This window comes from Paenibacillus xinjiangensis (assembly GCF_059686975.1).
Genome location: NZ_JCAALS010000006.1, coordinates 218,018 through 242,584, shown reverse-complemented (window position 1 = coordinate 242,584; position 24,567 = coordinate 218,018). Strand labels below are relative to the sequence as shown.

Annotated in this window: 16 protein-coding genes and 1 pseudogene; 1 reads left to right on the top strand and 16 read right to left on the bottom strand. The window is 48.2% G+C overall.

Annotated elements, in window-relative coordinates:
- Positions 1–196: 196 nt before the first annotated feature.
- The 15 genes and pseudogenes from AC6ESP_RS08730 to AC6ESP_RS08660 form a co-directional block, all read right to left on the bottom strand.
- A pseudogene (locus AC6ESP_RS08730) lies at positions 197–417 on the bottom strand (tyrosine-type recombinase/integrase); the annotation flags it as partial.
- Positions 418–1,164 carry a type I methionyl aminopeptidase gene (map, locus tag AC6ESP_RS08725; protein WP_497096314.1) on the bottom strand — a complete coding sequence of 249 codons (747 nt, stop codon included), beginning with the start codon at positions 1,162–1,164 and terminating at the stop codon, positions 418–420.
- 158 nt (positions 1,165–1,322) lie between these two features.
- Positions 1,323–2,879, bottom strand: a complete 1,557-nt coding sequence (locus tag AC6ESP_RS08720; protein WP_497096313.1) for a glycine betaine uptake BCCT transporter — start codon at positions 2,877–2,879, stop codon at positions 1,323–1,325.
- A gap of 644 nt (positions 2,880–3,523) precedes the next feature.
- Positions 3,524–4,042: a hypothetical protein gene (locus tag AC6ESP_RS08715; RefSeq protein ID WP_497096312.1), complete on the bottom strand. Its 519-nt coding sequence runs from the start codon at positions 4,040–4,042 to the stop codon at positions 3,524–3,526.
- A gap of 368 nt (positions 4,043–4,410) precedes the next feature.
- Positions 4,411–5,310 carry a collagen-like protein gene (locus AC6ESP_RS08710; protein WP_497096311.1) on the bottom strand — a complete coding sequence of 300 codons (900 nt, stop codon included), beginning with the start codon at positions 5,308–5,310 and terminating at the stop codon, positions 4,411–4,413.
- A 1,112-nt stretch (positions 5,311–6,422) separates the two neighbouring features.
- Entirely contained in the window at positions 6,423–10,796 is a 4,374-nt protein-coding gene (locus AC6ESP_RS08705; RefSeq protein ID WP_497096310.1) for an S-layer homology domain-containing protein, read from the bottom strand.
- Positions 10,797–10,974: 178 nt separating this feature from the next.
- On the bottom strand, positions 10,975–12,108 hold the full coding sequence (locus tag AC6ESP_RS08700; protein WP_497096309.1) for a glycoside hydrolase family 88 protein: 1,134 nt from the start codon (positions 12,106–12,108) through the stop codon (positions 10,975–10,977).
- Between the two features lie 88 nt (positions 12,109–12,196).
- Positions 12,197–14,266: a heparinase II/III domain-containing protein gene (locus AC6ESP_RS08695; RefSeq protein WP_497096308.1), complete on the bottom strand. Its 2,070-nt coding sequence runs from the start codon at positions 14,264–14,266 to the stop codon at positions 12,197–12,199.
- Positions 14,267–14,299: 33 nt separating this feature from the next.
- A complete protein-coding gene (locus tag AC6ESP_RS08690; RefSeq protein WP_497096307.1) occupies positions 14,300–14,629 on the bottom strand; it encodes a cupin domain-containing protein in 330 nt (109 codons plus the stop codon).
- Between the two features lie 30 nt (positions 14,630–14,659).
- Complete coding sequence (locus AC6ESP_RS08685; RefSeq protein WP_497096306.1) at positions 14,660–16,282, bottom strand: response regulator; 1,623 nt, start codon at positions 16,280–16,282, stop codon at positions 14,660–14,662.
- Between the two features lie 16 nt (positions 16,283–16,298).
- Entirely contained in the window at positions 16,299–18,047 is a 1,749-nt protein-coding gene (locus tag AC6ESP_RS08680; RefSeq protein WP_497096305.1) for a sensor histidine kinase, read from the bottom strand.
- Between the two features lie 58 nt (positions 18,048–18,105).
- Complete coding sequence (locus AC6ESP_RS08675) at positions 18,106–18,936, bottom strand: carbohydrate ABC transporter permease (protein ID WP_497096304.1); 831 nt, start codon at positions 18,934–18,936, stop codon at positions 18,106–18,108.
- Between the two features lie 24 nt (positions 18,937–18,960).
- Positions 18,961–19,857 (bottom strand): carbohydrate ABC transporter permease, encoded by an 897-nt coding sequence (locus tag AC6ESP_RS08670; RefSeq protein ID WP_497096303.1) that lies wholly within the window; start codon positions 19,855–19,857, stop codon positions 18,961–18,963.
- A 30-nt stretch (positions 19,858–19,887) separates the two neighbouring features.
- A complete protein-coding gene (locus AC6ESP_RS08665; RefSeq protein WP_497096302.1) occupies positions 19,888–21,288 on the bottom strand; it encodes an ABC transporter substrate-binding protein in 1,401 nt (466 codons plus the stop codon).
- Positions 21,289–21,738: 450 nt separating this feature from the next.
- Positions 21,739–22,614 (bottom strand): alpha/beta hydrolase, encoded by an 876-nt coding sequence (locus tag AC6ESP_RS08660; protein WP_497096301.1) that lies wholly within the window; start codon positions 22,612–22,614, stop codon positions 21,739–21,741.
- Between the two features lie 566 nt (positions 22,615–23,180).
- Here AC6ESP_RS08660 and AC6ESP_RS08655 point away from each other — a divergent pair.
- On the top strand, positions 23,181–23,309 hold the full coding sequence (locus AC6ESP_RS08655; protein ID WP_497096327.1) for a spore germination protein: 129 nt from the start codon (positions 23,181–23,183) through the stop codon (positions 23,307–23,309).
- Positions 23,310–23,439: 130 nt separating this feature from the next.
- Here the strand turns inward: AC6ESP_RS08655 and AC6ESP_RS08650 are convergent, their stop codons facing one another.
- Entirely contained in the window at positions 23,440–24,420 is a 981-nt protein-coding gene (locus AC6ESP_RS08650) for an aldo/keto reductase (protein ID WP_497096326.1), read from the bottom strand.
- Positions 24,421–24,567 lie beyond the last annotated feature (147 nt).

Genomic DNA, 24,567 nt, shown 5'->3' with positions numbered 1-24,567 from the left:
CAACTCTCCGTTTTCTTCCCGGAACGGGTTGGTAAGCACCTACGCTAAAAGGAAAATTCCCCCTCGGGGGAATCCTTATAAATGAGTTTACACAAAATTATTGACAGACCCATACCTGTTGCATAACTTCTGTTAACATTAACAGTGATTTTATTAATGCAACCAGATTCGATTTACTATTGTACTCGTTGTGTACCATTTTATTTACTGCTTTCTTCAGATCATCATTGAATAAATGAGTATAATCATTGTAGTTTGGATCGACGAATGTCCCAGTTGGTCTCTTAACTTCGGGACATCGTTATTCTCTTGATGATCCCTGGTTACAAATGAATGTCTTAACGTGTGGACGGTTAATGACGGTTTACCAAATGCAATTACGTATTTCTCCACCATCTTCTCTATAGATCTGATGGTCTATACTGCAGTGACGATTATTGGCTGATTCTTTGTAACTATTATAGTATGCTCATGTTGTGCCACAAAGCTATTATCGGGTACACATAAAGTCCATCCATCCGTTTGCTCAACGACATACCCTGAACCTGTAGATAAAAAGGGCTCGATTGTAATTACCATGCCCTCTTTCAATACCCGTTTATCGTGCTTGTTATAAACGGGTAGAATCTCTTTTGGGGTCTCGTGCAGAGATTTTCCAATACCGTGGCTACACAGATTCTTAATTACATTATAGCCTCCTTTTTTAGCCTCGATTTCAATAATCCTTCCGATTTCGTTCAATTTTACTCCATGCTTAAGTGAAGAGATTACTTTCATCATTGTATTGTGTGTGTATTGACACAGACGCATCAATGATGTCTCGTATGGAGGTATTGGAAAAGAATGTCCCGCATCCGCATAATAGCCTCCCAATTCTGCAGAAACATCGATGTTTATTAAATCGCCCGGTTGAATGATTCGATTTCCCGGTATTCCGTGGGCAACTTCGTGGTTAATACTAATACATGTGTTGCCAGGGAAATTGTAAGTTGACTTAGGTGCCGGCACAGCCCCATGCCTTTTTAAAAACTGCCCTCCAATATCATCCAGTTCCTTTGTCGTAATTCCTACACGTGCGTGACGTTTCATTTCACTAATCGTCAATGCAACGATTTTGCCAATTTCCTTCAGACCATCAATATCGTTTTGTGATCCTATTGTCATAAAAGCCCCTCCATTTTCCATATGAACTAATTTAACACAAATTAAATTTAACACATAATAGAATATTCAATTATTGTAGCAGTTTCTTCTCTTAAGAATAAACATCCCTACTCCATATTTAAAACTTCACTGCTGCGTACAGTGGGATGAAGTTCATATTACCTAACCGGAATTTCATTCTTCGATGCCTCTTGTTCCTCCAGCAATCGTTTCAGCTTTAGGCGCTGTCGTTTTTCCCTTTGGCGGCGCTCTTTGTCCTCAGCCTGCAGGGACTTGAGCAGTGAGAAACACATGCCGATTAGAACAACGGCAAACGGCAAGGCGGCTACAATGGAGGCGGTCTGAAGGCCGTTTAACCCGCCGCTGATCAGCAGCACCACCGCTATGGCGGATTGCAGGATTCCCCAGGTTAATTTCACTGTTATACTCGGATCCAGCTTGCCATCCGAAGTCAGCATTCCCAGCACAAAGGTAGCCGAATCGGCCGACGTAATAAAAAAGGTCATGATCAGGAGCGTAGCAATGAAAGCTATTATGGTGCCCAAGGGCAGTTGCTCCAGAGTGATAAAAAGAGAGGTAGTAGTATCTTCTTTAACGGCTTCCGCCAGATGGGCGGCATTAAACATTTCCAGGTGAAGCCCCGTTCCGCCAAAGACCGAAAACCAGATAAAACCAAACAGGCTCGGAATAATCATAACGCAGATTACAAATTCCTTGATAGTCCTTCCTTTGGATACCCTTGCGATAAAGGTTCCAACAAAGGGAGCCCAAGCTATCCACCATGCCCAATAGAATAAAGTCCATGCACCAACCCAGGTTCCCCTTGAAAAAGGAGTTAGTCTCAGACTCATATTAATGATATTTTGCAGATAGCTGCCTAAAGTGGTCGTGAAAGTATCGAATATAAAGGAAGTCGGCCCTGTTACCCATACGAAAAGCATTAATAAAACAGCTATAACCAGGTTTGTGTTGCTCAGAATTTTAATTCCTTTATCCAGACCTGTAGTTGCCGAGATGAGGAACAACACCGTCACCACGGCGATGATTACAATCTGAGACGTAACCGAGTTAGGTATCCCAAATAAATAGTACAACCCTCCGCCGATCTGAAGAGCACCCAGTCCAAGCGAAGTTGCTACTCCAAAGATAGTAGCGATTACCGCCAAAATATCAATGGTTTTGCCTATCCAGCCAGCAGCAAGACGTTCGCCCAATAAAGGAATAAAGGTGGAGCTGATCAAGCCTTTGTAACCTTTCCGAAACTGGAAGTAAGCAAGCGTTAATCCGATGACGGTATAAATAGCCCATGGATGCAGTCCCCAATGAAAAAAGGAATATCGCATCGAAAGCCTTGCCGCATCCGTTGTACCGCCTTCTGCGCCCTCAGGTGGAGATAAATAATGAGACAAAGGTTCAGCTACGCCCCAGAAAACCAGTCCAATGCCCATACCTGCGCTGAATAGCATGGACAGCCAGGATAGCGTGGAATATTCCGGTTCATCATCGTCATCCCCCAGCCTAATGCTGCCAAACCGGCTGAACGCTAAATAGAAAGCGAAAAACAGGAAAAAAAGCGTAGCCAGCAAATAAAACCAGCCAAAATTTTGGATGGAGAAGTCGTAGGCGACGTTAGCCATATTAGCCATCTGATTAGGAGCGACGGCTCCCCATATTGCAAAAAGCACAACAATGATAATTGTAATGGTAAATACCATGAAATGACCTCCGTTGATGGTAAACTGCATTCGGGTTTTTCTTCAGTATGTGTTAGTGCAGCTTGTAATATTTCGTAAAACCCAGTGTTGATAATAAAACAAACCGCCTGAGCCCTTTCTACAAATATCATCGGAGGCACAGAAAAATCTTAAAAAATTCAATTTATCCTTGTTTTCCCCTGTTTAATAGATCCTATAATTCTTATATACTATATAGCTGTAACATGACGAAATAGGACAGTGTTTCCGCTGCCCTTAAGCTTGTGCAACCTTTCGAATTACAGTGCAGCGGGGCATGTGGGATACTCCGTATCCTGAATCCAGGCTGGATGACCCCCGATCTGAGAGATAGGTGCCTCAAGCTTGTAGGTCCCCATCAATCCTTCCGATAGTCGCATGGCACGCCATTTCAGTTCTTCATCCGGCTCCGTTTCTGGTAAGAAATTAGGAACGGTATTATATTCACTCCACGAATAACTTAGATACCCATAGAGGCGGATTTTGCCTCCATTTCGCGAACATCCGAATGACCTCCTCATCACCGATCCAAGCCAATGAAAGCAACAGATGACAGGTTCCGCCCGTCTTTGAATGGTTGCCGCGCATTCGGGTGTTTGGCATGGTAGTCGATCGCTCATCCATAATTAAATCAGCAAACTAAGTTCTTGTCTTATCTCATTATTGAGACCATGGTTTTTTATCAAATCCTTAATTAAATTAGCGTTCACCTTTTCTTTATGGGATTTTAAAAAATTCAGAATGATGTTCGCTTTTAATTTCCTATTCATTAGGTAATATGCTACGTACCAAACTTCAGGACTTGATATATTTATGCCGTCCCACTTTCCAAATAAATTTACCGGTAATTTAAGAACAACATTATCGGAATGTAAAGCAAAGTATCCAATAAAATCTATTTTATGAGAGTCAATACTTATTCGGTACTGACTTGCAAAGGGATGATCTCCACTTCTTTGTTCTATCCAGTCATATACGTTTATAGCCTTGAGCAACGTATCTTTTGGGCATTCCACAACAATATCCCAGTCATTCACTGAATCAATTAAGCCCAAATAGTGCAACAATCCACTACCGCCAAGTGCATATGTAATATTGTTTTCCTCTAGTCGTTGTATGATTGGAAGGAGTACTTGATGGTTCATTATGAATCACCTCACATTGGTCGTCATATTTATAACTATTCTACCATGAATTGTTTACTTCTATTGGTGGCACATTTGTGTCTCTGGACAGGTATAATTTTAGCTGCCTTTCTTTCGGATAATGATTTCCTTACCAGAAAAGTTAGCACCCATAGTCAGCTAGCCATGATCACCTCTTATCTTCTTGTTCGTTATAGTGGGCTGTATCTGCAAGTATTGAAGCCCATTCCTCTCTTCCCTCTTTCTAACCGAAGTTTCCACAAAAAAAAGGACCTCCGTTTAATAAAACGGTTGCCCACTTAAGTTGTGTAACTCTATATGAAAATATAGTAGATTCATCAAAAATCCCGTATAAAATTTTTTTACCTCTATGCGATCTGCATAATAACAAGATGTGCAGAATCCGACCTGGTTCCTCCAGCTAATGGAGTGATTGTGAGTGCCGTGGAATTACCTGCAGGATTTCGAACGGTGAGTACTGAATTAATGACTGTTGTTTGTACAAGAGCCATTCCTACTATTTGAGAAGTTCCTGTTGCACGTCCGACCACCGTATAGGCTAAGTCAGCGCCATTTAGTGTTAACATCAATTGGCCCGCTTCATTTACATTTACCTGAAACAAAACCTGATATGTGCCGATTGCAGCCAAGTTAAATGAGCTCGCATTTATACGTGTAATCGCAGTCCCGCTAATTGGACCATTTCGCGGAAAACTTACGTCAGTATTGGGTGCGACAGTTGCTGCATTATCAGGGGGCATCAAGGCAAAAAAATCTGCAAAGCCTAATACTCCACCTGCCGGCCCTACAGGTCCCGCTGGTCCCGTTGCTCCTGCTGGACCTGTCAATCCAGTTGCGCCAATTGCTCCTGCAAGTCCTGCTAATCCTTGGGGTCCAAGTGCTCCTGCAAGTCCTTCAGGTCCAAGTGCTCCAATTGCTCCTACAAGTCCTGCTAATCCTTGAGGGCCAAGTGCACCTGCGATTCCTTGGGGTCCAAGTGCGCCGATTGCTCCTATAAGTCCTGCTGCTCCCTGGGGTCCAAGAGCTCCTGCAAGTCCTTCGGGTCCAAGTGCGCCGATTGCTCCTACTAACCCTGTTAGTCCTTGGGGTCCAAGTGCTCCTGCAAGTCCTTGAGGTCCAGCTTCTGTAATTGCTCCCGCAAGTTCTCGTAGTAATTGCTGCCCGTTAAGCGGGGGACAATTTGTACAAGCTATCTTCTTGACAACTCGAGGACAATTTTTCTTTTTTTTTCCTTTTGGATGGCGCACAATAACGGGTTTCCTTTTGCACCGTTTTTTTATAGCGGGACAACTCACAACGACACCTCCTATAAAGATTGTTCAGTGTATGTGAGTCATATTTCTTAAGCATGGACTAATAGCTAACTATTGGCTAGACTATAAACTATTTATAGAAAAATGGGTTAATGATAGGGTGGTTCGTTTGGCCTACTGTTACTTAAATAAACAAAAAGAGTTGTCTTCATGACAACTCTTTTGGCATCGGGGGGGGGGATTAACAAGTTACTCACAGATTCCGCAATTTCAATAAGTACATTTGGAGTAACTTTGTTTCCTATTCGACTATCGATAGAAATACGATATTGCCATCCATTTTTAAAAAAAACTAAGACTTTGAATCCTACGAATTTTCGGTGAGTCTTGGTAGTGAAATATAGCGCATTACTGCCATCTTCTAAACGGTAGTTTTTTCTAGTTGGCAATTTTAATTCCCTTTGGTTTGACGTTTCAGATTTCTCTAATGCAACTTCAACAGACTTATAACCAATTTTAGTATATGGTTCTTCAAACTTGGGAGCCGCTTTCCGGTCATAGATGCTTGATGCCAGTGATTTGTTTGTACGAAAACTGCTCGAAATTATTAAAACAATAAGACAGCGGCAGATTATACTGTAACAGTTACTGCATTCCAATGAAATAGTCTCTTGAACTCATTCGATTTCAGGCTGGGCCTGGTAAAGGCGCGAAAAAGTCTCCACCTAGACCACTTGATTTCCTTCGGCAGATTGAATCACAATACCGTGCAAAAGAAAACGAAGGATCGCATTAAGTGAAGTAACGTTAATGTGTCTCGATTGGTGTTGAAAAATATATCTTTTGGGCAATAGATGTTTTCTGCTTTCAACATCATACTCGACCATTTTATCCAGGCATTTTTTTTGGTGATGGTATACCAATTTGAATAATAAGCTGAGTATGTGTATGGAGTACCCCTAGTTGATAAAAATAATGGTTCGCCATCAGGCAAGTCGTTGAATAGCGGCTAGATCATGGATATCCGATCGCCCATGCCAGGCTCACCAGAAGAGGGCAGGATTCGGCACATGGCTAGATCCTACCCTCTTTATGACGGTCAGATGTTACAGCTTCAGCAGCCTGTACAGCAGAGCTGCAGCCTCCGCCCTTGTAGCAGTGTCCTGCGGATTGAGCAGCCCTCCGCTGCCCTGGATGATTCCGGCTTGGACTAGCATTACAATGTCTTCCTTCGCGTATGGCGCGACGTCATCCGCATCCTTGAATCGTTTCGTGAGTGCTTCTGCATCCCCGACTTGCAGCTTGCCGCTCGCCCTCAACCCACGAGCGGCAATAACCATCATGTCCTGACGGGTAATTTGCGCGGCCGGCCTGAAGCTTCCTTTGCCGTCACCGTTCACGATGCCAAGCCGGGCCGCGATCGCAACCTCCGGTCCATAATAATCTTCTGTACCGACATCGCTGAATTCTCTGTCAGCCCTCGCGGACAGGCCGAACGCCTGAACGAACAACTTCGTAAAGTCGGCTCTGCGAATATTTTGCCGCGGAGCAAAGTCAAATGTCGACATGCCGGAAATGACTCCTCTTGATGCAAGTACTTCGATTTCATGCCGCGCCCATGGCACAGTGCCAAGATCACGGAACGACCGTTCCTCCAAAGCGACTGCGAACCTCGACAATTCCGTCGTTGTGAAGACAATGCTTGAGGATGGAGCATCGTAGCGCGAGTTCGGAACAGCCGTTGTCTCGCCGTTGTCATCGATACGCCAAATTGTTATTTTCTCCAGCAGTTGCGGATCGGCGAGTTCCGCTTGCGATGGCGCATAGGGTATCCATACCGTTAGCGGAGCGTCGGGGTTGCTCCAGTGCGTTGGTTCGCCGTTAACTGTCACCGAGATGGAGACGATCGGCCTGTCCCCGACAGACCGCTTCACATGGCTGCCCAGTATTGCTCTTTGGCCGGCATCCGCAACTGAAAACCCGAACACAATCTCCGCCCCTTGCCTAATATTCTGACCGGAGAACATATTGCCTGGAGCTTCTATTGAAGCAAACGAGGATTTGATTAACGCTAAGCCCCCCGACGCCGGCAATTCGGCATTCACGGATTCCGAGAGTGCACCTTGATCGGGTGCGGATGGTAAAGCGACTACGTTGCTGCCGCCTTCCTGCTCTTCTTCTTCTTCACCCGAAGATGGGCCCGGATGAATGCGCAGCTCGCTAATACTGCTCCATAGGTTCAAATTGTTTCCATAGCCGATGAAACGCACATAACGGGCGTTGTGAGACTCATCGAAGACGAACAGCTCGAATAGGTTTGTCGTTCCGCTCGAATTTCCTTCCTCTATTTTGTCATACACTTTCGTCCACTGCTCGCCGTCCACGGACACTTCAAGTTCGAAGATCGTTTTGCGCATTTGTCCGTTGAAGAAAGCGATGCTTACGGAATTTACATGCAATACCTGGCCGAGATCGGCGACTGCCCATTGCCCTTCGCCGCTGGAAGACCACCTCGTATCTAGGTTGTTGTCGATGATGTTCTCTACGACGTTGCCGTCATCGCTGCTGGAGCTGACCGCAACGATCGGCAGGTTTTCCAGATCAGGAGGTACAACAACTGACGAGACGACACTGGTGCTCTTGGAAAGCGTGATACCGCCAAGCTCTACGCTAACCGTTACGTTCGCCACACCTGGAGCAACCGCCGTAACTTGTCCTTCTCCGTTCACGCTCAACACCGCTTCATTGTCGGATTCGAACGTCACGTTGGCTTCCTCGAGTACGGCTTCAGTCCCGTCTGACATGCTGCCTATCACCTGCATCCAGGCTGTGGTGCCGCTGTCCATGCTTGTGCCGGAATTCCAGCCCGGCTTCGTACGGTCGGGCAGCAGCGCAATCTGCTGCATCACGGCAGGTGTATCGGAAGTATTCAGAATCACCGTATATTGGGCGCTCTTCAACCCATCCTGCGATGCAACTGTAATGACGGCCGTTCCCGGCAATGCCGCCGCCTGCTCTACCGCAACCGTCGCGCCTTCGCTTCCGGCAACGGCCGCAAGTGATGGCACATTCGTCGTACCGTAGGGCAGTACAATCTCATATGCCCGCTTGCCCGGCTGGAAGCCAGCGATCGGATTTCCGTTCAGCGTAATCGTCCGCAAATCGACAGTCTGGCGATCGATTCGTTTGTTCAATTGATCGAGATACAGCGACTGCGGCTGCAGCGCATCGCCCTGGCCAAGCCCTTCCACGAAATCGACGGGAGCAGTCTCTCGGGCGCTGTGCAGCGTCGGTTCGACCCTTATCCCCGTCACGTTGCCCTTCGTTCCGATAATATATCCATAGCCGTACTGCCTGGAGTCGATTACAATGTCACTCAAGTTGGGATGCGCCCTGACCCCATGTGTGTTCCAGAATACTGACTGTGAAGTCGTTACCCCGTGTCTGTAGGACTGGCTAGTCGAAGGATACGGTCTGACGCTCGCCTCAATTCTGTCGCCATCAAGCTCTATCCCGTCGATCAGGTTCGACGCGCTCAAATACTGATGGAAGTCGATAACCAGCGACGGATTGCGCGACACGGAATGGCGAATGACATTGCCATTTGTTCGCATATGAGAGAATGAATAATTATGCCGCCCCTCCTCGGCTCTTGCGTTCAGAATCAGGTTGTCATTACCGATAAGCTCATATAAGTACCCGTTCCCGCCTCCGCCTCGGTACAGCGGCTTGCGGATGTCCGTATCTACAATCGTCACATTTCGCGAGTCGAAGGTCGTAATTCCGCTTGACAAGATATGATAGTCATACCCTGCCGAATTGCTCGGCGGACGATAGGAATGCACATTACGTGCCCAAGCGTCCACGACGCGAATGAAGCGGATCGCTTTGTTTCCGGCGACTTGATGGCTACCTGTGCCTTCAATCGTATAGTCATTTTCCTGTAGACCGGAAGTCAAATTCTCCACATTGCCGATTGATAAATGCTCGACTCCGACTTCGGTAACGGGAGGAGTCAGTTTGTAGACGCTGGAGAAGTCTCTAATCTTAAGCGGATAACGCGTCGGAATATCGATCGTAATCGTATTCGTGTCGGCATCGACGGCGACCACTTTCCGATAGAACGTAATCCCTTCGTTGCCCTCGTAAATATTCCACCAGTCGGTCATTTGATGCTCCTCGATGAACTCGGCCGTGTACTTGTTGCTGACCGTTACCCAATCGCCGGGTTGAAACAAGGAAGCATCCTGCACGGGAATAATGACGGTCGGCTCCGGCAGATCGACGCGTATGAACGTTTCAGTGCCCGTTATGGCTTGAAATTGACTGCTCTCCGAAGTCACAGCAATAATATCCCGGGATCTCATGACAGGCTCGTCGTTAAAAAGAAACGTATGCTCAGGCCCAGCTCCGCGCAAGACGACACCGCTCCGGCTAATACGCAGCGACTCACTGTTCGTGTCCTGTGGCTTGATCCGGTATGTTCCCGGCGGCAAATAAACAACGCCACCGCCCGCTTCGCCAGCATCGTCGATCGCCCGTTGAATAACCGTCGTCATATCGTCCGTCCCCGTGTTGTCGGCGTTGTATGGTGCTTCTGTCACATCAAGGAACACCCCCGGTATGTCATCCGGCGGCGATTGTCCCTTCCGGTAGCCGGCGTAAGAAAAGTCATGCAGGAATCGTCCTTCCTCATCGGAGAAGCCCGGATACCAATCTGTTGGATAGAGGCTGCTTCTGCCGTTATCATCAAGTTGCCCGTACTGCTGCTCCACCGGCGTCTCCACTTCTTCGCTATTTAATACGAGCTGCGGCGGATAGGCACCGCCCGAGAATGACTTGCTCGCAAACGTTGTATAACCGGAACTTTGAAGTATGATGGACAGCAAACCGTTATCACTCGCTTTACGCAAATGGTTCGTCACGTCAATCTCGTAATAGCGGGCCCCTTCGATACGATTCTCAGCACTCGTTCCTTGACTAACTATATCCACTGAAGCGATGCCGCCCTCAAGTGTTGTAATAGCGGGTCCCGGTGCAGGAGCATTGTTCCAATTAATCGTACTCTCTGTCCACTCCGTATGATTGCCGTTCGTCTCAAATGACGTAACCGTTGCATTATAACGCGTATCGTTGTTATACAGCCGCAGGATACCCGATCGGATATCGTCTAGATCGATGCCGTTAAGATTGAATTTTAAATAAATACGCCTCACATTGCTTGGATGCTCATCGTGTGTCACCTCCAGACTTGACGTGTTGCCATAGTTGGTATCCGAATTCAGCCTGGAGATATGGGCATCATCCGTGGCATTCAAGACGATTGGCGCTGCCGCCTCTCCTTCCGGTTCATCCGCTGCTGAGACCGCCGCGGGCGGCACCACCCCGAACACGAGCGCTACCGTCAGCAGACCGGTCAGCAACCGAGTGGCACAATTCGCAGGAGCTACCCCTTGCTTACTGCTATTCTTGCTTTTCATAACATGTTACCTCCTCCAGTTAAGAAATAAGATAACTAGCGTTGCGTATTATTTATCTGAATATTCAAACTCTTTTGGCGGCGATACTAGACAGGTTATTTCTATCATTCCATATTGTCATAGGATTCATTGGATGAGAGCGATTCGCCGTTGGATCGGAATTTCCCTAAGACGAATTTCACGCTTTTCGTTCATACCAGTAACCTGGCACGTCTTTGACCAGCCTCATCAGCGCTTCCATGTAGAAGTAATCCCCCCAGATAACGAAATCGTCCGGCGACATGCCCCCGCGTACATGATAGGAGCCGTGCCGCAACAACCCTTCTGCCTCTGGGTCGTCGTCGGTGAAATAATTCTCGGTTAGCGACTTCATGCAGCGATGAACCGCAGACTCGAAACGGATACGATCCGGGTCCCTTTCCGGCAGATGACCGATCAACTCCAGGATACCGCAGCAAGCAATCGCCGTAGCCGAGCTGTCCCTTGGCGTTCCTTCCTCCACCGGTGCGTCGAAATCCCAATACGTTACCTGATCCTCCGGCAGACGGTCGATAAAGTAGGCTGCCATTCTGCGAGAGGTCTCCAAGTAAAGCGGGTTTTGCGTGTAGCGATACGAAAGGATAAATCCGTATATCCCCCAAGCCTGACCACGTGTCCAGGTGGACCCGTCCGTGTAGCCTTGATGGGTTCCTCCACCTATAGGCTCACCGGTCTCCTGCTTGAAATTAAAAGTATGATAAGACGAATCGTCTCCCCGTACGAGAAACCTGCGACTTTTCTCGGCATGAGCCGAAGCTGTGTCTAGATAGCGGGAATCTCCCGTTTGTTCATAGGCCCAGTATAAAAGAGGGATATTTAGCAAACAGTCGATAATGATGCGGCCACCGTTCTGCGGGTCGAGGGTGGGGCCCCAAGCCTGTATATAACCGCCAGCGTGCCGCCAGCGCTTCAGCAGCGTCTCCGCCGCCTCTAGTCCCAGCTTCTTCGCCTCTTCCGCTTCCTCCAGCATCCACCAGGCTACAGCCGAAGGCATGTAGAGAAAGCCGATATCGTGATGATCCAGCACCTTGAAATCAACCAAACGCTTGCGGAAGCTGTTAACTGTCCGTATGGCCGCTTCGCGAAATACTGGATCTCCCGATGCCTCATAGCTAAGCCAAAGCAGGCCCGACCAGAAGCCTTCCGTCCAGTCCTCGTGGTTGCTTCGCTTATAACCGCCTCCATCTATCCCGGTCCACGGAAACAAATCTCCGAACTTCTCAATATTGCCTTTTGTCTTCTCCACTGCATGCACCAACGCTTCATTCCACATCGTGTTAACTCACCTTTCATATTTTTTTTAGCATGCTAGTCTTTATGGTGTATACTCTTCCATCTCTGACAGTACAACGCGGTCAACGTTATTCGATTTGAAGCAGTTCCACTTGATCTCCCAGGCATTGGACGACAAATCGTTGTTCGAACGATCCCCCTATAATCGCCAATTCGAACGATTGATCGGAAGACTTGCGCACGGATATGCTGATAGCGCCCGGACAACCGGCAGTGAAGAAGTTCATCACCCATACCTCCCCCGCGGTGCCGATCTGCAGGCGCTGGATGAACGAATGGCGATCCCGATCGGGCGGATTATCCGGCGTTCTCGCGGCATATAGCGTGCAGGCCTCGGAGCTCCAGAAATGTTGGTCTACCAGAAGACCGCCTGCTGTCCAGCTCACGCGATCGACTCCAACCGACGGCCGTTTGCGCTTATCCCTAAACAAATCCTGCTTAAGCAAGCTTAATCGGTCACCCGTACTCTCCCATTTCTCCGTGAGCTTGACTTCGCCGCTAATGTGGTACAGCACATCAACCTCCGTACCTTCTTTCGCGCTTACCTTGATCAGATCGAGGAGCACATGCTCCGTCAACGCAACAATGCGTGTCAGTTCCGAACCGTCATACGCGGATTCATCCCACGAGCACATCTTCTCCGGCAAAATAATGCTGTCTTTCATGCGATAATCCCCACTGTTCCAGCACACGGATGTAGCAGCCCATTGCCCCCAATGCTCCTCTCCGGACGCGATTAAGCGGCAGTCGGCGGGAGGTTGGTCGGCGCCGTTCAAGGATGCAGTGTTATGCGAATACGTATGCTTGAACCAGTCATAATGAGCGGGCACGGCATACGCTACCGTCCCGGGATCAATAAAGATCGGCATGTTCCCGAATCCGTAAGAGATGCCCAGCCGATCCATATGATCATGCTCGCCGCTGAACGGACTGTGCTTCAAGGTCACATGATGACCTTGTCGATTTACAAGCTTCGTCAATCCGGAGCCCTCCGAAGAATTCCATTCGAATGCCAGCTTTCGAATCAATTCGCATTGCCCTCCAGCTGAGCTCTCCAGAGGCAGTCCGCAAATGAGCGCATATAGGGAATCCCGCCTCCTGCCTTCCGAATAAACTTCCGCCAGCAGATCCTGATATTTCTCATACCCGTACCAATCTCCAGCAAACTCGTAAAAATGGATGTACGATTCGATACCAACGACTTTACTCGCGTCGTTCAACGATGGGAACATGCCGCCCGGCAGCAGGAAGCCAAGCGGGAATTCGAACATCTGCTTCAAAGCATCATTCACGGCGGGGATTCTCCGAATATCCCAGTCCGATCCTTCGACCGTAATCGCATACTGAATGATCGGCTCCATCGCATAGTAATGATAAGTAAACGCGCCCTCATACCAGAAACCTTCCGGGAGCACGCCTCTAGCGATCTGATCATATAGGCCGTATTCACCTTCCAGTCCCGCAAGCTGAATATTCGCGTCGCTTAGGATAAATCCGAGAATAGAGATGGAAGAAGTAATCAGCACCGCATGATTATGAATCTGATTCTCCTTGTTGGCGATCAAGAAATCGGCGCAGGGGCGGAACAAGCCCTGCATAATATACTCCCGATCTTCCGGCTCTAGTTGATCGCTTACCCATTGATAGGCAAGCGCCAGATCCATGATCCAATGCGATTCGTCCAATGTCTGGGCGAACAGCTTGCCGGGACCGTTGTATGGGATATCGCCATGAATCTGGAACCCTGAATAATAACGCGCATAATCCAGAAAAACGGACTTCAAATATGAAAGCGCTTGCTCATTTGGCTCCAGATCCAATTCGACCGCCAATATCTTCATCAAATGCCCGCGCTTGCTGTGCGCCAGAGCAGTCCATGCGGAATCGAACGGCTCGCCCGTCCAGAGCGCTCCGCAGTGCGGACAGTGATGCTCCTTCGGCCGCGACCATTCAAAGGACAACGCATTACCGTCGTGCCTGCAATGATAATAATGCCCCCAGTTGCCTTGCTCGTTCTTCGACACTCCATGCTGAACCAGCAGCGCTTCCTGCGCTTCGGAGCGCAGTCTATGTACCGCTTGCTCAAATTCTTGAAGCTGGGCATTGCTCCTTGCCCTTCCCCTTCGCGACTCATTCACCGCTCTGCGCCTCCTTCTCAACAAATCGCGTCCTTATGGGGTTATCTTTTCGTTTAACAGATCCTCCCGCAGCGGCGTGAACGAGTCCAGCAATATGCTTGCTTCCAATGCGCGGCATCCATGCTTGGCATGGGCGGGAATGCAGAGGGTGTCTCCTGCATGGAGAACACGCTTCTCCCCATCGACCTCGAATTCGAAGGAGCCTCTCATGCAATAAGTCATCTGCTCATGCGGGTGGCTGTGCTTATAGCCTTCGGCATTCGCTTCGAAGTGCACCTCCATCATCATCAGCTGCTTGCCCGCGTTCAATATTTTCCGCCTCACCCCAGGCTCGGCTTTTACCCAGACACCAATGTTAGACATGAGATAATCCCCCGTATTTAAAATAGTGATTCAGCACCCGTCGGGCAAATACTTCAGCTTGAACTCCGAAGGCGTTATGCCTATATGCTTCTTGAACACCTCGCTAAAGTAACGACGGTCCCCATAACCCGTAGCAATCGCGATTTCCTGAACCTGATGCCCCTCGACCAGCATCTTCTTGGCGAGCTCGATTCGCTCCTGCGTCACGAACTGCGCAAATGGCAGACCCTTCGTTTTTTTGAACAGGTTGGCATAATAGCTCCCGCTAAGATGAACATGCCTTGCCTGATTCTGCACCGTCAGCTCCTCATACAGATGCTCCCGGATGTACCGCACGGACTTCTCGATAATAACGGAGGCTTCGCTGGCTCGCGAACGTTCGATCATCTCGCAGATCTTCCAGCAGAGCTGAAGCAGCTTCTCCTGCATCTTGTGCAGCGACGTAATGCCTGACATATTCCGCTCGCGCACGCTCCGCACCAGCTCGACGGCATCTTCATGAGATACGATCTCCAGCAGTACGCGAATCATCATATAGGCCATCTCATAATAGAAGCTGATAAAATATTCCGGGTCCGGCATATCGTCCGTGCCTGCAAAGTCGGCAAAAATCCGCATGAATAGCTCGGACGCTTTGTGTGAGTTCCCGCTGCGAATGCTGTACAGCAGCTCCTTCTCCATGTCAACCGAGCAATACGGTCGTCTGATTTCGCTTGTGTTCACTTCATGATAGCCGAACACGCCGTTACCGCCGGTATAGAAATGATAAGACAACGCCGCTACCGCTTGTTCATACGAGCTGGCAATTTCATTCATCTTCGTGACCCCTAGCCCAAGGCCGATCGAAACCGTAAATCTCGTATATTGTTCAATGTTCTGACAGCACTTCTCTGCTAGAATCAAGCTGTCGAACTGCCCGTTTTCATTAAAAACGGCAACAAATCGATCCATCGTTTCCCGGAAGACGATACCCGTCGTATAAGCTGAAATCGTCTCTTCCACAATATTTTGCAGTGAGAAACGTTGTGATTCCACCTGATGGATCGGAATATGCTCGCATTTCTCCGCAAAATCGTCCATCTCGAGCACCATGACCACAAAATATTGTTTGGCAAGCGGAACTTCAAGGAAGTCCCACCGTTTCAAAATGTTCTCTTCGCCGCCGCGGTGATGCAGCAGCAGCTGGAAATATTCCTGCCTGAGCATCGGCAGACTTGTCTTTACCTTCTGCTCGAGCTCGAGCCGCACAAGCTCCTCCCTCCGTTCTTCTTCCAGCACGTTCTTTGCATTGAGTACAGCCTCCACGATCTCGTCCAGCGAAAAAGGCTTCGCCAGAAAATCGAACGCGCCTAGCTTGAGAGCCTGCTGGGCGTATTCGAAATCGGTAAACCCGGTTATGAATATGATTTTGCTGTTCGGAAGTATGGACTTCACTCGTTCAGTTAACCTCATGCCGTCCAGCTTCGGCATCCGAATATCGGTAATAATAATATCCGGCGACACCTCTTCGATTAGCTTCAGTCCTTCTTCGCCGTCGGTCGCCATACCAGCCAGCTGTATATCATGCTCCTGCCACTTCACGCTTTTCGATATCCCGTCGATAACGGCGACGACGTCGTCAATGACGCACATCTTCCAACTGTTCGTGTTCATGCTGTTCCACTCCTAGTCAGCTTAGTTGCGATTGTGATGGAATACGAATGGTTACTTTGGTTCGCATGCCCGGAATACTAATGAGCTCAAGCTCCGCATCGCCTCCGTACTGGAGCGACAGTCGCTTCTGGATGTTATGAAGCGCATAGCCGCTCAGCTCTGCGCTATCATCTTCTTCTACGGCTTCGAAGCCAACGCCATTATCTTCAACCTCGAGCACGAGCCGGTCTTCGAGCTGGTAAATATGAATATGGATGAATCCGCCTTCCTTCCAATCCTTGAACCCGTGCAGTATCGAATTTTCGACGAGCGGCTGCAGCAAAATTTTTAATATCGGCTGTGAGAGATCAAGTCCTTCCTGTACATCCGCCCGATAATCGAATAAGGAAGTGTAACATTGCTTCTGAATGCTCAAGTATTGCGTCACATGGGTGATCTCATTCTTTAGGGAAGTCATCTCTTTGCCTTTGTTCAAGCCGAGCTGAAACAGCTTCGACAAGGAAAGAACCATCTGCTGCACATGCTCGTGCTCTTGGAGCTGACTTTTCCAATAAATGGTGTTCAGCGTGTTATAGAGGAAGTGAGGATCGATCTGAGCCTGCATCGCTTTCAGCTCGGATTTCCGCTTCTCCGTCTCCGCTTCCTTTACCTCAAGGAACAGCCGGTTGATCTCGTCCAGCATCCGGTTGAATCGGAAGCCCACCTGTGAAATTTCGTCTTGATATTCGCTCTCGAACCGAACGTCCAGGTCGCTGTGCTCGACTTTCTTCATCACGGTCTGAAGCTTGGTAAGCGGCCGAAGAAGCAGCCGGGTGAGCAGACGCGCAAAGAAAATCGAGACGATAAGGGTAAGGAGGATAAACGTCAAGATGATCCCCGTAATACTTCCCAGCTGCTGGGCAATACTCTGTTTCGGAAGCACGCTGAACAACACCCAATTGCCGGCCGACTCGAGCTGCCTGTAATTCACGAAATAATCGTTGTAGCCCGCTTGATACACGAATTTACCTTCGTTCTTTTGAAGTGCTTGCCTCACCGAAGCATGCTGCGCGAAATCCGGAAATGGAGCGGAGCTGGATGGCGAGATCATCTCTCCATCCCGGGAAAGCAGAATGAACCGTCCTTCGTTAAACCCTAAGTCCCGGTTAATATATCGGGTAAGCTCCGTTACCTTCACGTTCGCGAGCACGTATTTGTTCTCGGAAGCTGCATTCATTGCCCCCTCTGTCAGGAACGTTATAATGTCTCCTTTCTCGTCATAGAAAGGATCCTCGTGTGGTCCGATCCACAGCTCGATATGACGCTCCTCCGTTGCCTCAACCATATCGTAGAGATATGAATCATAAAAGGATTCCCGAGGCAGCCCGATTTTTGACGTCTCGTAATAAGAGCCTTCCGGTGTGGCCACCATGATCGAATCGATCAGCGGCTCGACCAGCTTCATCTGGATGAACACGGTTTGAAGAGCCGACAAATGCGTGTAATAGTTTTGAAAGTCCGACGTCGGCTCTAGCCCTACCGCTCTTCTATAGTCCATATTCATCATCATAGAGAAGATCGACGTTTTGATTTTGTTCAGCTTCTCGTCAAGCGCTTGCGAGGTTTTGCTCAGCATATCCTGGCTAAGCCGCTCGGCGTTCTTCTCGGCGATGCCGCCTGCTATCCGATAGGCCAGCAGACCGGTAGCCAAGATTACGACGGACACGATAAGGATAAACGCCATCCATATTCTTTGTTGAAACGATAGTTTGTAGATGAAGTTCATGAGATTCCTGCCTCGCTATAGGTTATGCCATAGATCGTATCATGCGGGACAAGACCCATCAACCCTTGACGGCGCCGACATTCATCTGAACAAACGACTTATTCGCCAGAATATACATGATCAGCATCGGAATCATGGAGATACAAGCTCCTGTCAACATCAGATGGCTTTGCACCGCTCCGCCGAACCCGTAGCGAATGTTGGTGAGCCCGACCGTAATCGGCTGCAGATGCGGCTGCGACATCGTGAAGACCAGCGGCAGAATGTAGTTGTTCCAGGCTCCGCGGAAGGCGAATAGGCCTACGACTCCGAGTGCCGGCGTACAAAGCGGCATAATGATCCGCGAGAAAATATAGAAAGAGCCTGCTCCGTCGATCATGGCCGCTTCATCCAGCTCTTTAGAGATGCTTCGAATGAAAGCGAACAAGATAAAGAACGTTGTGCCGCCCGCGCCGGTCATCATAATGATGAGTCCGAGCACCGACTTGTGAAGACCGAGCGTCACCATGATTTGGTAAGCGGGCTTTAGCGTCAGAACCCCCATATGAATAAACATCATGGCGGAATATACACCGAGTAGCAGCTTCCGGCCAGGGAACGTCCTGCGTGCTACCGCGTATGCGGCCAAGGAGCATACGATCACCGTCGTCATGGTCGCTCCGACGCTATAGATGATGCTGTTCCATACATAAATGGAAAACTTCGCTTCTTGCCACGTATAAATATAATTCTCGAGCTGCCACACTTGTGGCAGAAGGGCTGAGCCTGCGTTCAGCTCCTGGTTCGTCTTGAACGAACCGAGCATGGCGAGCGCAATGGGAAGCAACAGAAGCGCGGCTGTTACGAGCAAGAACGTCCAGGTCAGAACCCTCCCTGATATGCGCGTCATGAATTCTCCTCCTTATGCCTGTAATCAGGAATAAATATCGTTAAGCTTTCTGGATAAATACAAGTACAGACCGGTAATCGCACCAACGATCAATGCGAGTAACATGGCAACGGCGGAGCCGTAACCGATGTCCTGCGACATCGTTTCGCCTGTCGATACAGGGAATAACAATTTGTAGAGATAGAGATGCATAACCTCCGTCGCTCCGGAAGGTCCTCCGCCCGTCAGAACCATAATCGCTTCATAGCTTTCGAGGGCGCTCATAATCGCCAGCATCATAACGATGTTCAGAACCGGGCCGAGCATAGGCACGGTAATCGACCAGAACCTTCTAGCCCCGGTTGCACCGTCGATCTCGGCGCTTTCGTATACGTCCTTTGGAATGCCTTGAAGTCCGGCGAGGAAGAGCAGCATATAATTGCCGATACCTCCCCAGGCTGCGATGATGATACAGGTTAACATCGCATTCTGCATATTCAACCACTCGACCGCGGGCAATCCGATCATGTTCAATATTTGATTCAACAATCCGTTATAGGAATTGAAGATGAGATAGAATACGACGGCCATAACCGCCGTGCTGAAGATGGTTGGCATGAAGTAGATACCGCGCAGGAAATTCCTTCCTCTCAGCTTGCCGTTTAACAGAACCGCCAGCAGCAATGCGACTGGAAGAGTCAAGATCATTTTGCCGGAAGCAAATACGAACGTATTCCAGATCGCGTCCCACAAATATTCGTCACGGAACAGCCGCTTGAAGTTATAGAGCCCTGAGAACTTTGCTTCGCCATATCCTTTGTAGTCGTAAAACATGTAGCGTAAAGCCCATAAAATCGGATAGATTCCGAGTGTAACCGTTAAGATCACACTCGGAGTCACGAATAGATAGGCTCCCGCATGGTTCTTCCATTTTTGTATCATGGCAGCCTCCGGATGCGGTATTAATCCGTCTTATTTTTGCAAAGCTTTCGGATCGAAGCTTGGATCAGCCGTTACTTTCACTTTTCCGTCTGCAACGGCTTTGTCGAGCGCATCGTTGTAGCTGGCATTCAGGTTGCTGATCACTTGATCCAAATCTCCGCCGACCAAAATATATTTCACGAATTCTTCATGCCAAGTTTTTCCTTCCGGCGTAATGCCCGTCGGAGCAATCGGCCAAGCAGCGTCGTATTTCGTAGGCAGGAAGTTTTTGATGCCCGGTACCACAGGCTCTTTGGCTCCTTCGAGCACATGCGGCAATACGGAGATACCTAATCCGGCTTCGTGATAGCCGCGGAGAATCTCGTCTTGATACATATAAGACATAAACTTCCACGCCGCTTCCTTGTTCTTGGACTCGCTGCTCATGGACAGCCACGTAATGGCGGCAGGATCGATAGCGCCTTGCGGCTCTCCGCCGTCAACAGTAGGCACCAAAGTAGCATCCCAGCGAATTTTTGGAGGGAATTGCGTATGATATACGCCGGGCTCCGTCGAATAGGAGATGTACATGCCGATTTTGCCTTCGGCGAATTGCGCGCGCATCGGGTCCATATCCAGCGCTTCAGAGCCTGGCAGCACGCTGCCGTCCGCGCTCATTTGACGGAAGGCTTCAATAATCGGTTTCCAACCGGAGAAATCGTATGTTGCCGTTTTGAAGTCGAAGCCGGAGCGATGGAAGCCGTTCATTTCCGCTATTTTATCCGCGGATCGACTTAGAGCGCTTGAAGGGCTCTTATAAGGCAGCGACCAGCCGTAGATCCCGTCCGCTTTGCCGATTTCCGTGATCCTCTTCGCGGCTGCGACCATCTCGTCCAGCGATTTCGGCGGCTGTAGTCCCGCTTTCTCGAAAATATCAACATTATAGACAAGTCGGATTGTGTTGCCAACGTTAGGCAGCGAGATGATATTGTTCTCTAACTGGTTCCCGCCTTCCAAAATGTAGCCCTCATATTTCGCTTTCATTTCGTCTGTCAAGTAATCATTAAGCGGTTCGAAATAACCCTTCGCGTAGAACTCATCGGGTCTTTGCGTCACGAACACATCCGGAGCTTGACCGCTTGTGAAAGCCAGGTCCAGCGACTGCGGATAGTTCTCCGCCATCATCGTCATTTCGACTTCGATGTTGTCTTCATTCGCCTTGTTGAACTCGTCGATCTTCGCCTTAATGTACTCGGCGTCATGTCGTTGATAGGTCCAGTACACCAGCTTTGTTTTCTCGGCGTTCCCTTTCGTCTCGGTCGCGTTGCCCGCTGCAGGCTCATTGCCCGTGTTCGCGTTGCCGCCGTTATTGCCGCCCGCGCATCCCGCGATGCCGAACGCCAGCGTCACGGCTGCCAGAAGCGTCAACGATCTTTTAAGTCCTTTTTTCATCTAAAGTTCATCCCCTCTTAGTCTATTTGCTTGGTACGTCTTTATCATATCGTTCATTACGATTTATGAGAGCGGGGGAAAACAACTCGTTCGGGGGGGGAATCCGATGATGATACCTAACGCGCAAAAAATCCTATCTCCCATTGTAGCAGGAATCGGTTAACCGTTGTCCCTCCTCCCGGGAACAACAAAAAACGGTCGGAGCCGGCCGTTTTCAACATGCTTATGAAGAAATTAATACCTTATCTTCCGCAAATTGAAAAGTTCTCTTTTCTAACCTTGCGGCAACTTCGTTCATCAACTCAACCAGTTGTTGAGGTGTAACGACCCAGTTAAGCGTACCAACTTCGTCGCAAAAAAATAGAACAGACCTCCAATGGTCCGTTGGTCCATGCTATGGCGATGCTGCCAGACAATTATTCAATAAATCTGCTCCTGGATGGCTCTGAACTAACGTTTCCCGGTAGTTAAACACGACGATCGCGATAAGAATGAAATTAGAGCATGATCGTACTCAATTGCATGCTTTCCAATCCATATGAGGTGGCCCCACGAATCAAGAATAAATAGTTTCGATTGGGGGATCATTGTTCTTGCATTTTGAGGATGACTTAGGGGTACTAAATTATCGTTTTTGGAATGCATGATCAGTGTTGGTGCTTGAATTGACCTTAGTTCCGTGGAATATTCGCATTGAGTTTGTTCTAGATCAATTAAGAATCCCGAGTACGAGCGCTGTCGGTTATTCATTTTTCGAAACTCTTCAGAGAATTGATTATCGACTTGTTTTTGAACTTCCGAATAAGAAAGTGTAGTGAAAGAAGATGCCATCATTCTAAATGTTAATTTAGGTAATAGGTTACTTAATGTTGCAACTAGCTTCCAAGTTCTTTTTTCAGTTACAGGGTTGAAAATACGCTTAGACACCTTGTATTCCTTATCGTTTGTGGTGAGCCAAGGTTCCGTTACAGCACACTGCAGCGTAAAACTGACGACCCGTTCGGGAAACATGGAGGAAAACATAATTCCTGTAGGCCCACCTGCTGAAACAGCAATCACATGTACTCTCCTGATGGCGAGATGATCCAATAAGTCATTATAAATACGACAGGCTCGCCTTAAATCCGTAATATTTGAAGTTCGGCCGTACCCTGCACGGGAAGGCGTAATAATAGAATATCCCGAGTCTAGTAGTATCTTATAACCAAATTCCTCATTACAGTTTGAATGTCCACCATGAAATATTAGTATAGGTAACCCTGTACCTAATATCGAATACTCTAAAGTAACATCTCCGGCTTTGAACAAGTTAACTTCACGGCACATGAAATCACACCTCTCCCTTAGTGCAATTTTAATCAAAAAAAAGGAGCCCCTTGTGTGTCAGGCTCCTCCATTTAAAACAAATATAAAATTTTCCCCATAGACATCAAGTAAATTAATTATCACTATATCATGCTCCCGGAAGTCTAGCAACAAAATAGCATCTTTTTAGACTCTACGTTTACGGATCTGGTTGGCAAGTTTGCATGAGCTCGTGGGACATAGCTAGGATTTCATAGTCCATCAGATAGAGGGAAGGAACGGGCATACCCTTATAGCCATCTGTTATTTTGAAGGGCTTGTCGATAAGTAGCTGGTTGTGAATCTCGTAGCAGACATGAATCTGGTTACCCGCGATGACGAGATCCTAGGCGTAATGGAACCGGTGTGGTACCGAAACCGTGTTTCCGCTGGCCATATTTCAACCGTCCTCTCGGAAGATGAGCTAATTCAATGCATGTTCGAAGGCCGGGCAGCAATAATCGTAAACGGGTTGAATGAAGCCTTTGCTTGTGCGGTAGGCGGCGGGCAAGAGGCGCGGTGTCGAGGAACCTTCGTCGCAAACCGTAATTCGAGGCCCCAAGGAAGGCTTTACAGAAGATCTGGAGACGAATATAGCCCTAGTCCGCCGCAAAATAAAATCCTCTAGTTTGCGAATTCGGACAAAAGCAATAGGCCAGTATACACAAACAAACTAAGGTGTCTTTGCTTTACAAATTTTGGGGAATAGAAGAGCCCTGAATAGGGGCTCTTCTACATTTTGCTAGAATAGATTAGAATACTCACCTTGTTTACTTAGTATAAATGTATTAACTCAAGGCTACTGCTCTACTGTGGGCCTACTACGCGGTGAGGCACATATAGTTCTTCTAGCGAAGCCATTTCATCCTGTGTTAATGTAATCGTAAGAGAGCCCACCGCCTCTTCGAGTTGGGCTATTTGTGTAACACCAATAATTGGAGCTGTCACTGGTTCTTTCTGCAATAACCAGGCAAGAGCGATTTGAACACGAGGAACACCGCGTTTTTCTGCGATTTCAGCTACCCGATCTGCAATTACACGGTCTACATTAGCAGTTGCATCGTATTTCCATTTCTGAGCTTGGTCGGTTTCGGAACGATGTGTTGTTTCGGACCAATCACGCACCAGTCTACCTGAGGCGAGCGGGCTGTAGGGGATAACACCTATCTTCTCTTCCTTACACAGCGGCATCATCTCCCGCTCTTCTTCACGGTACATAAGGTTAAGATGATTTTGCATAGATACAAACCGGGTCCATCTATTTTGTTCAGCTACATTTAACGCCTTAAGAAACTGCCAGGCGTACATGGCAGATGCACCAATGTATCTTGCTTTCCCTGCTTTAACCACGTCATGCAAGGCTTCCATCGTCTCTTCAATGGGCGTATTGTAATCCCAGCGGTGAATCTGGTACAAATCTACATAGTCTGTTCCTAATCTCTTAAGGCTTTTATCGATCTCACTCATAATTGCTTTTCGAGAAAGGCCAGCACCATTTGGTCCTTCATGCATTCTAAAATGCACTTTCGTTGCGATGACGATTTCATCACGATTAGCATAATCCTTCAAAGCTCGCCCTACAATTTCTTCGCTTGCTCCGGTTGAGTATATATTAGCAGTATCGAAAAAATTGATGCCTAGATCTAAAGCCTTTTTAATAATCGGTCGACTCTTCTCTTCATCAAGTACCCAAGGGTGTGTCCACCGCTCAGCTGATCCAAAGCTCATACAACCAAGACAGATCCGAGATACATCCAATCCAGTATTTCCTAGCTTCACATATTCCATCGATACCCCTACCTTCTTAGTCATTCTTTCAAATGTTGTTACTCCGATGACTGTTTTCCTTAGGTTCGTTCCTATTATCCCATATGGAGTTAACTCCAAGTCAATATAAATAGTAGTCAGATTCTAGATGAATGAAAGCTACATAGA

What these genes read in the sequence shown, in the direction of transcription:
- map (WP_497096314.1), bottom strand. Translation starts at nt 1,164, where the DNA reads ATGACAATAGGATCACAAAACGATATTGATGGTCTGAAGGAAATTGGC.
- AC6ESP_RS08720 (WP_497096313.1), bottom strand. Translation starts at nt 2,879, where the DNA reads ATGGTATTTACCATTACAATTATCATTGTTGTGCTTTTTGCAATATGG.
- AC6ESP_RS08715 (WP_497096312.1), bottom strand. Translation starts at nt 4,042, where the DNA reads ATGAACCATCAAGTACTCCTTCCAATCATACAACGACTAGAGGAAAAC.
- AC6ESP_RS08705 (WP_497096310.1), bottom strand. Translation starts at nt 10,796, where the DNA reads ATGAAAAGCAAGAATAGCAGTAAGCAAGGGGTAGCTCCTGCGAATTGT.
- AC6ESP_RS08700 (WP_497096309.1), bottom strand. Translation starts at nt 12,108, where the DNA reads ATGTGGAATGAAGCGTTGGTGCATGCAGTGGAGAAGACAAAAGGCAAT.
- AC6ESP_RS08690 (WP_497096307.1), bottom strand. Translation starts at nt 14,629, where the DNA reads ATGTCTAACATTGGTGTCTGGGTAAAAGCCGAGCCTGGGGTGAGGCGG.
- AC6ESP_RS08685 (WP_497096306.1), bottom strand. Translation starts at nt 16,282, where the DNA reads ATGAACACGAACAGTTGGAAGATGTGCGTCATTGACGACGTCGTCGCC.
- AC6ESP_RS08680 (WP_497096305.1), bottom strand. Translation starts at nt 18,047, where the DNA reads ATGAACTTCATCTACAAACTATCGTTTCAACAAAGAATATGGATGGCG.
- AC6ESP_RS08675 (WP_497096304.1), bottom strand. Translation starts at nt 18,936, where the DNA reads ATGACGCGCATATCAGGGAGGGTTCTGACCTGGACGTTCTTGCTCGTA.
- AC6ESP_RS08670 (WP_497096303.1), bottom strand. Translation starts at nt 19,857, where the DNA reads ATGATACAAAAATGGAAGAACCATGCGGGAGCCTATCTATTCGTGACT.
- AC6ESP_RS08665 (WP_497096302.1), bottom strand. Translation starts at nt 21,288, where the DNA reads ATGAAAAAAGGACTTAAAAGATCGTTGACGCTTCTGGCAGCCGTGACG.
- AC6ESP_RS08660 (WP_497096301.1), bottom strand. Translation starts at nt 22,614, where the DNA reads ATGTGCCGTGAAGTTAACTTGTTCAAAGCCGGAGATGTTACTTTAGAG.
- AC6ESP_RS08650 (WP_497096326.1), bottom strand. Translation starts at nt 24,420, where the DNA reads ATGGAATATGTGAAGCTAGGAAATACTGGATTGGATGTATCTCGGATC.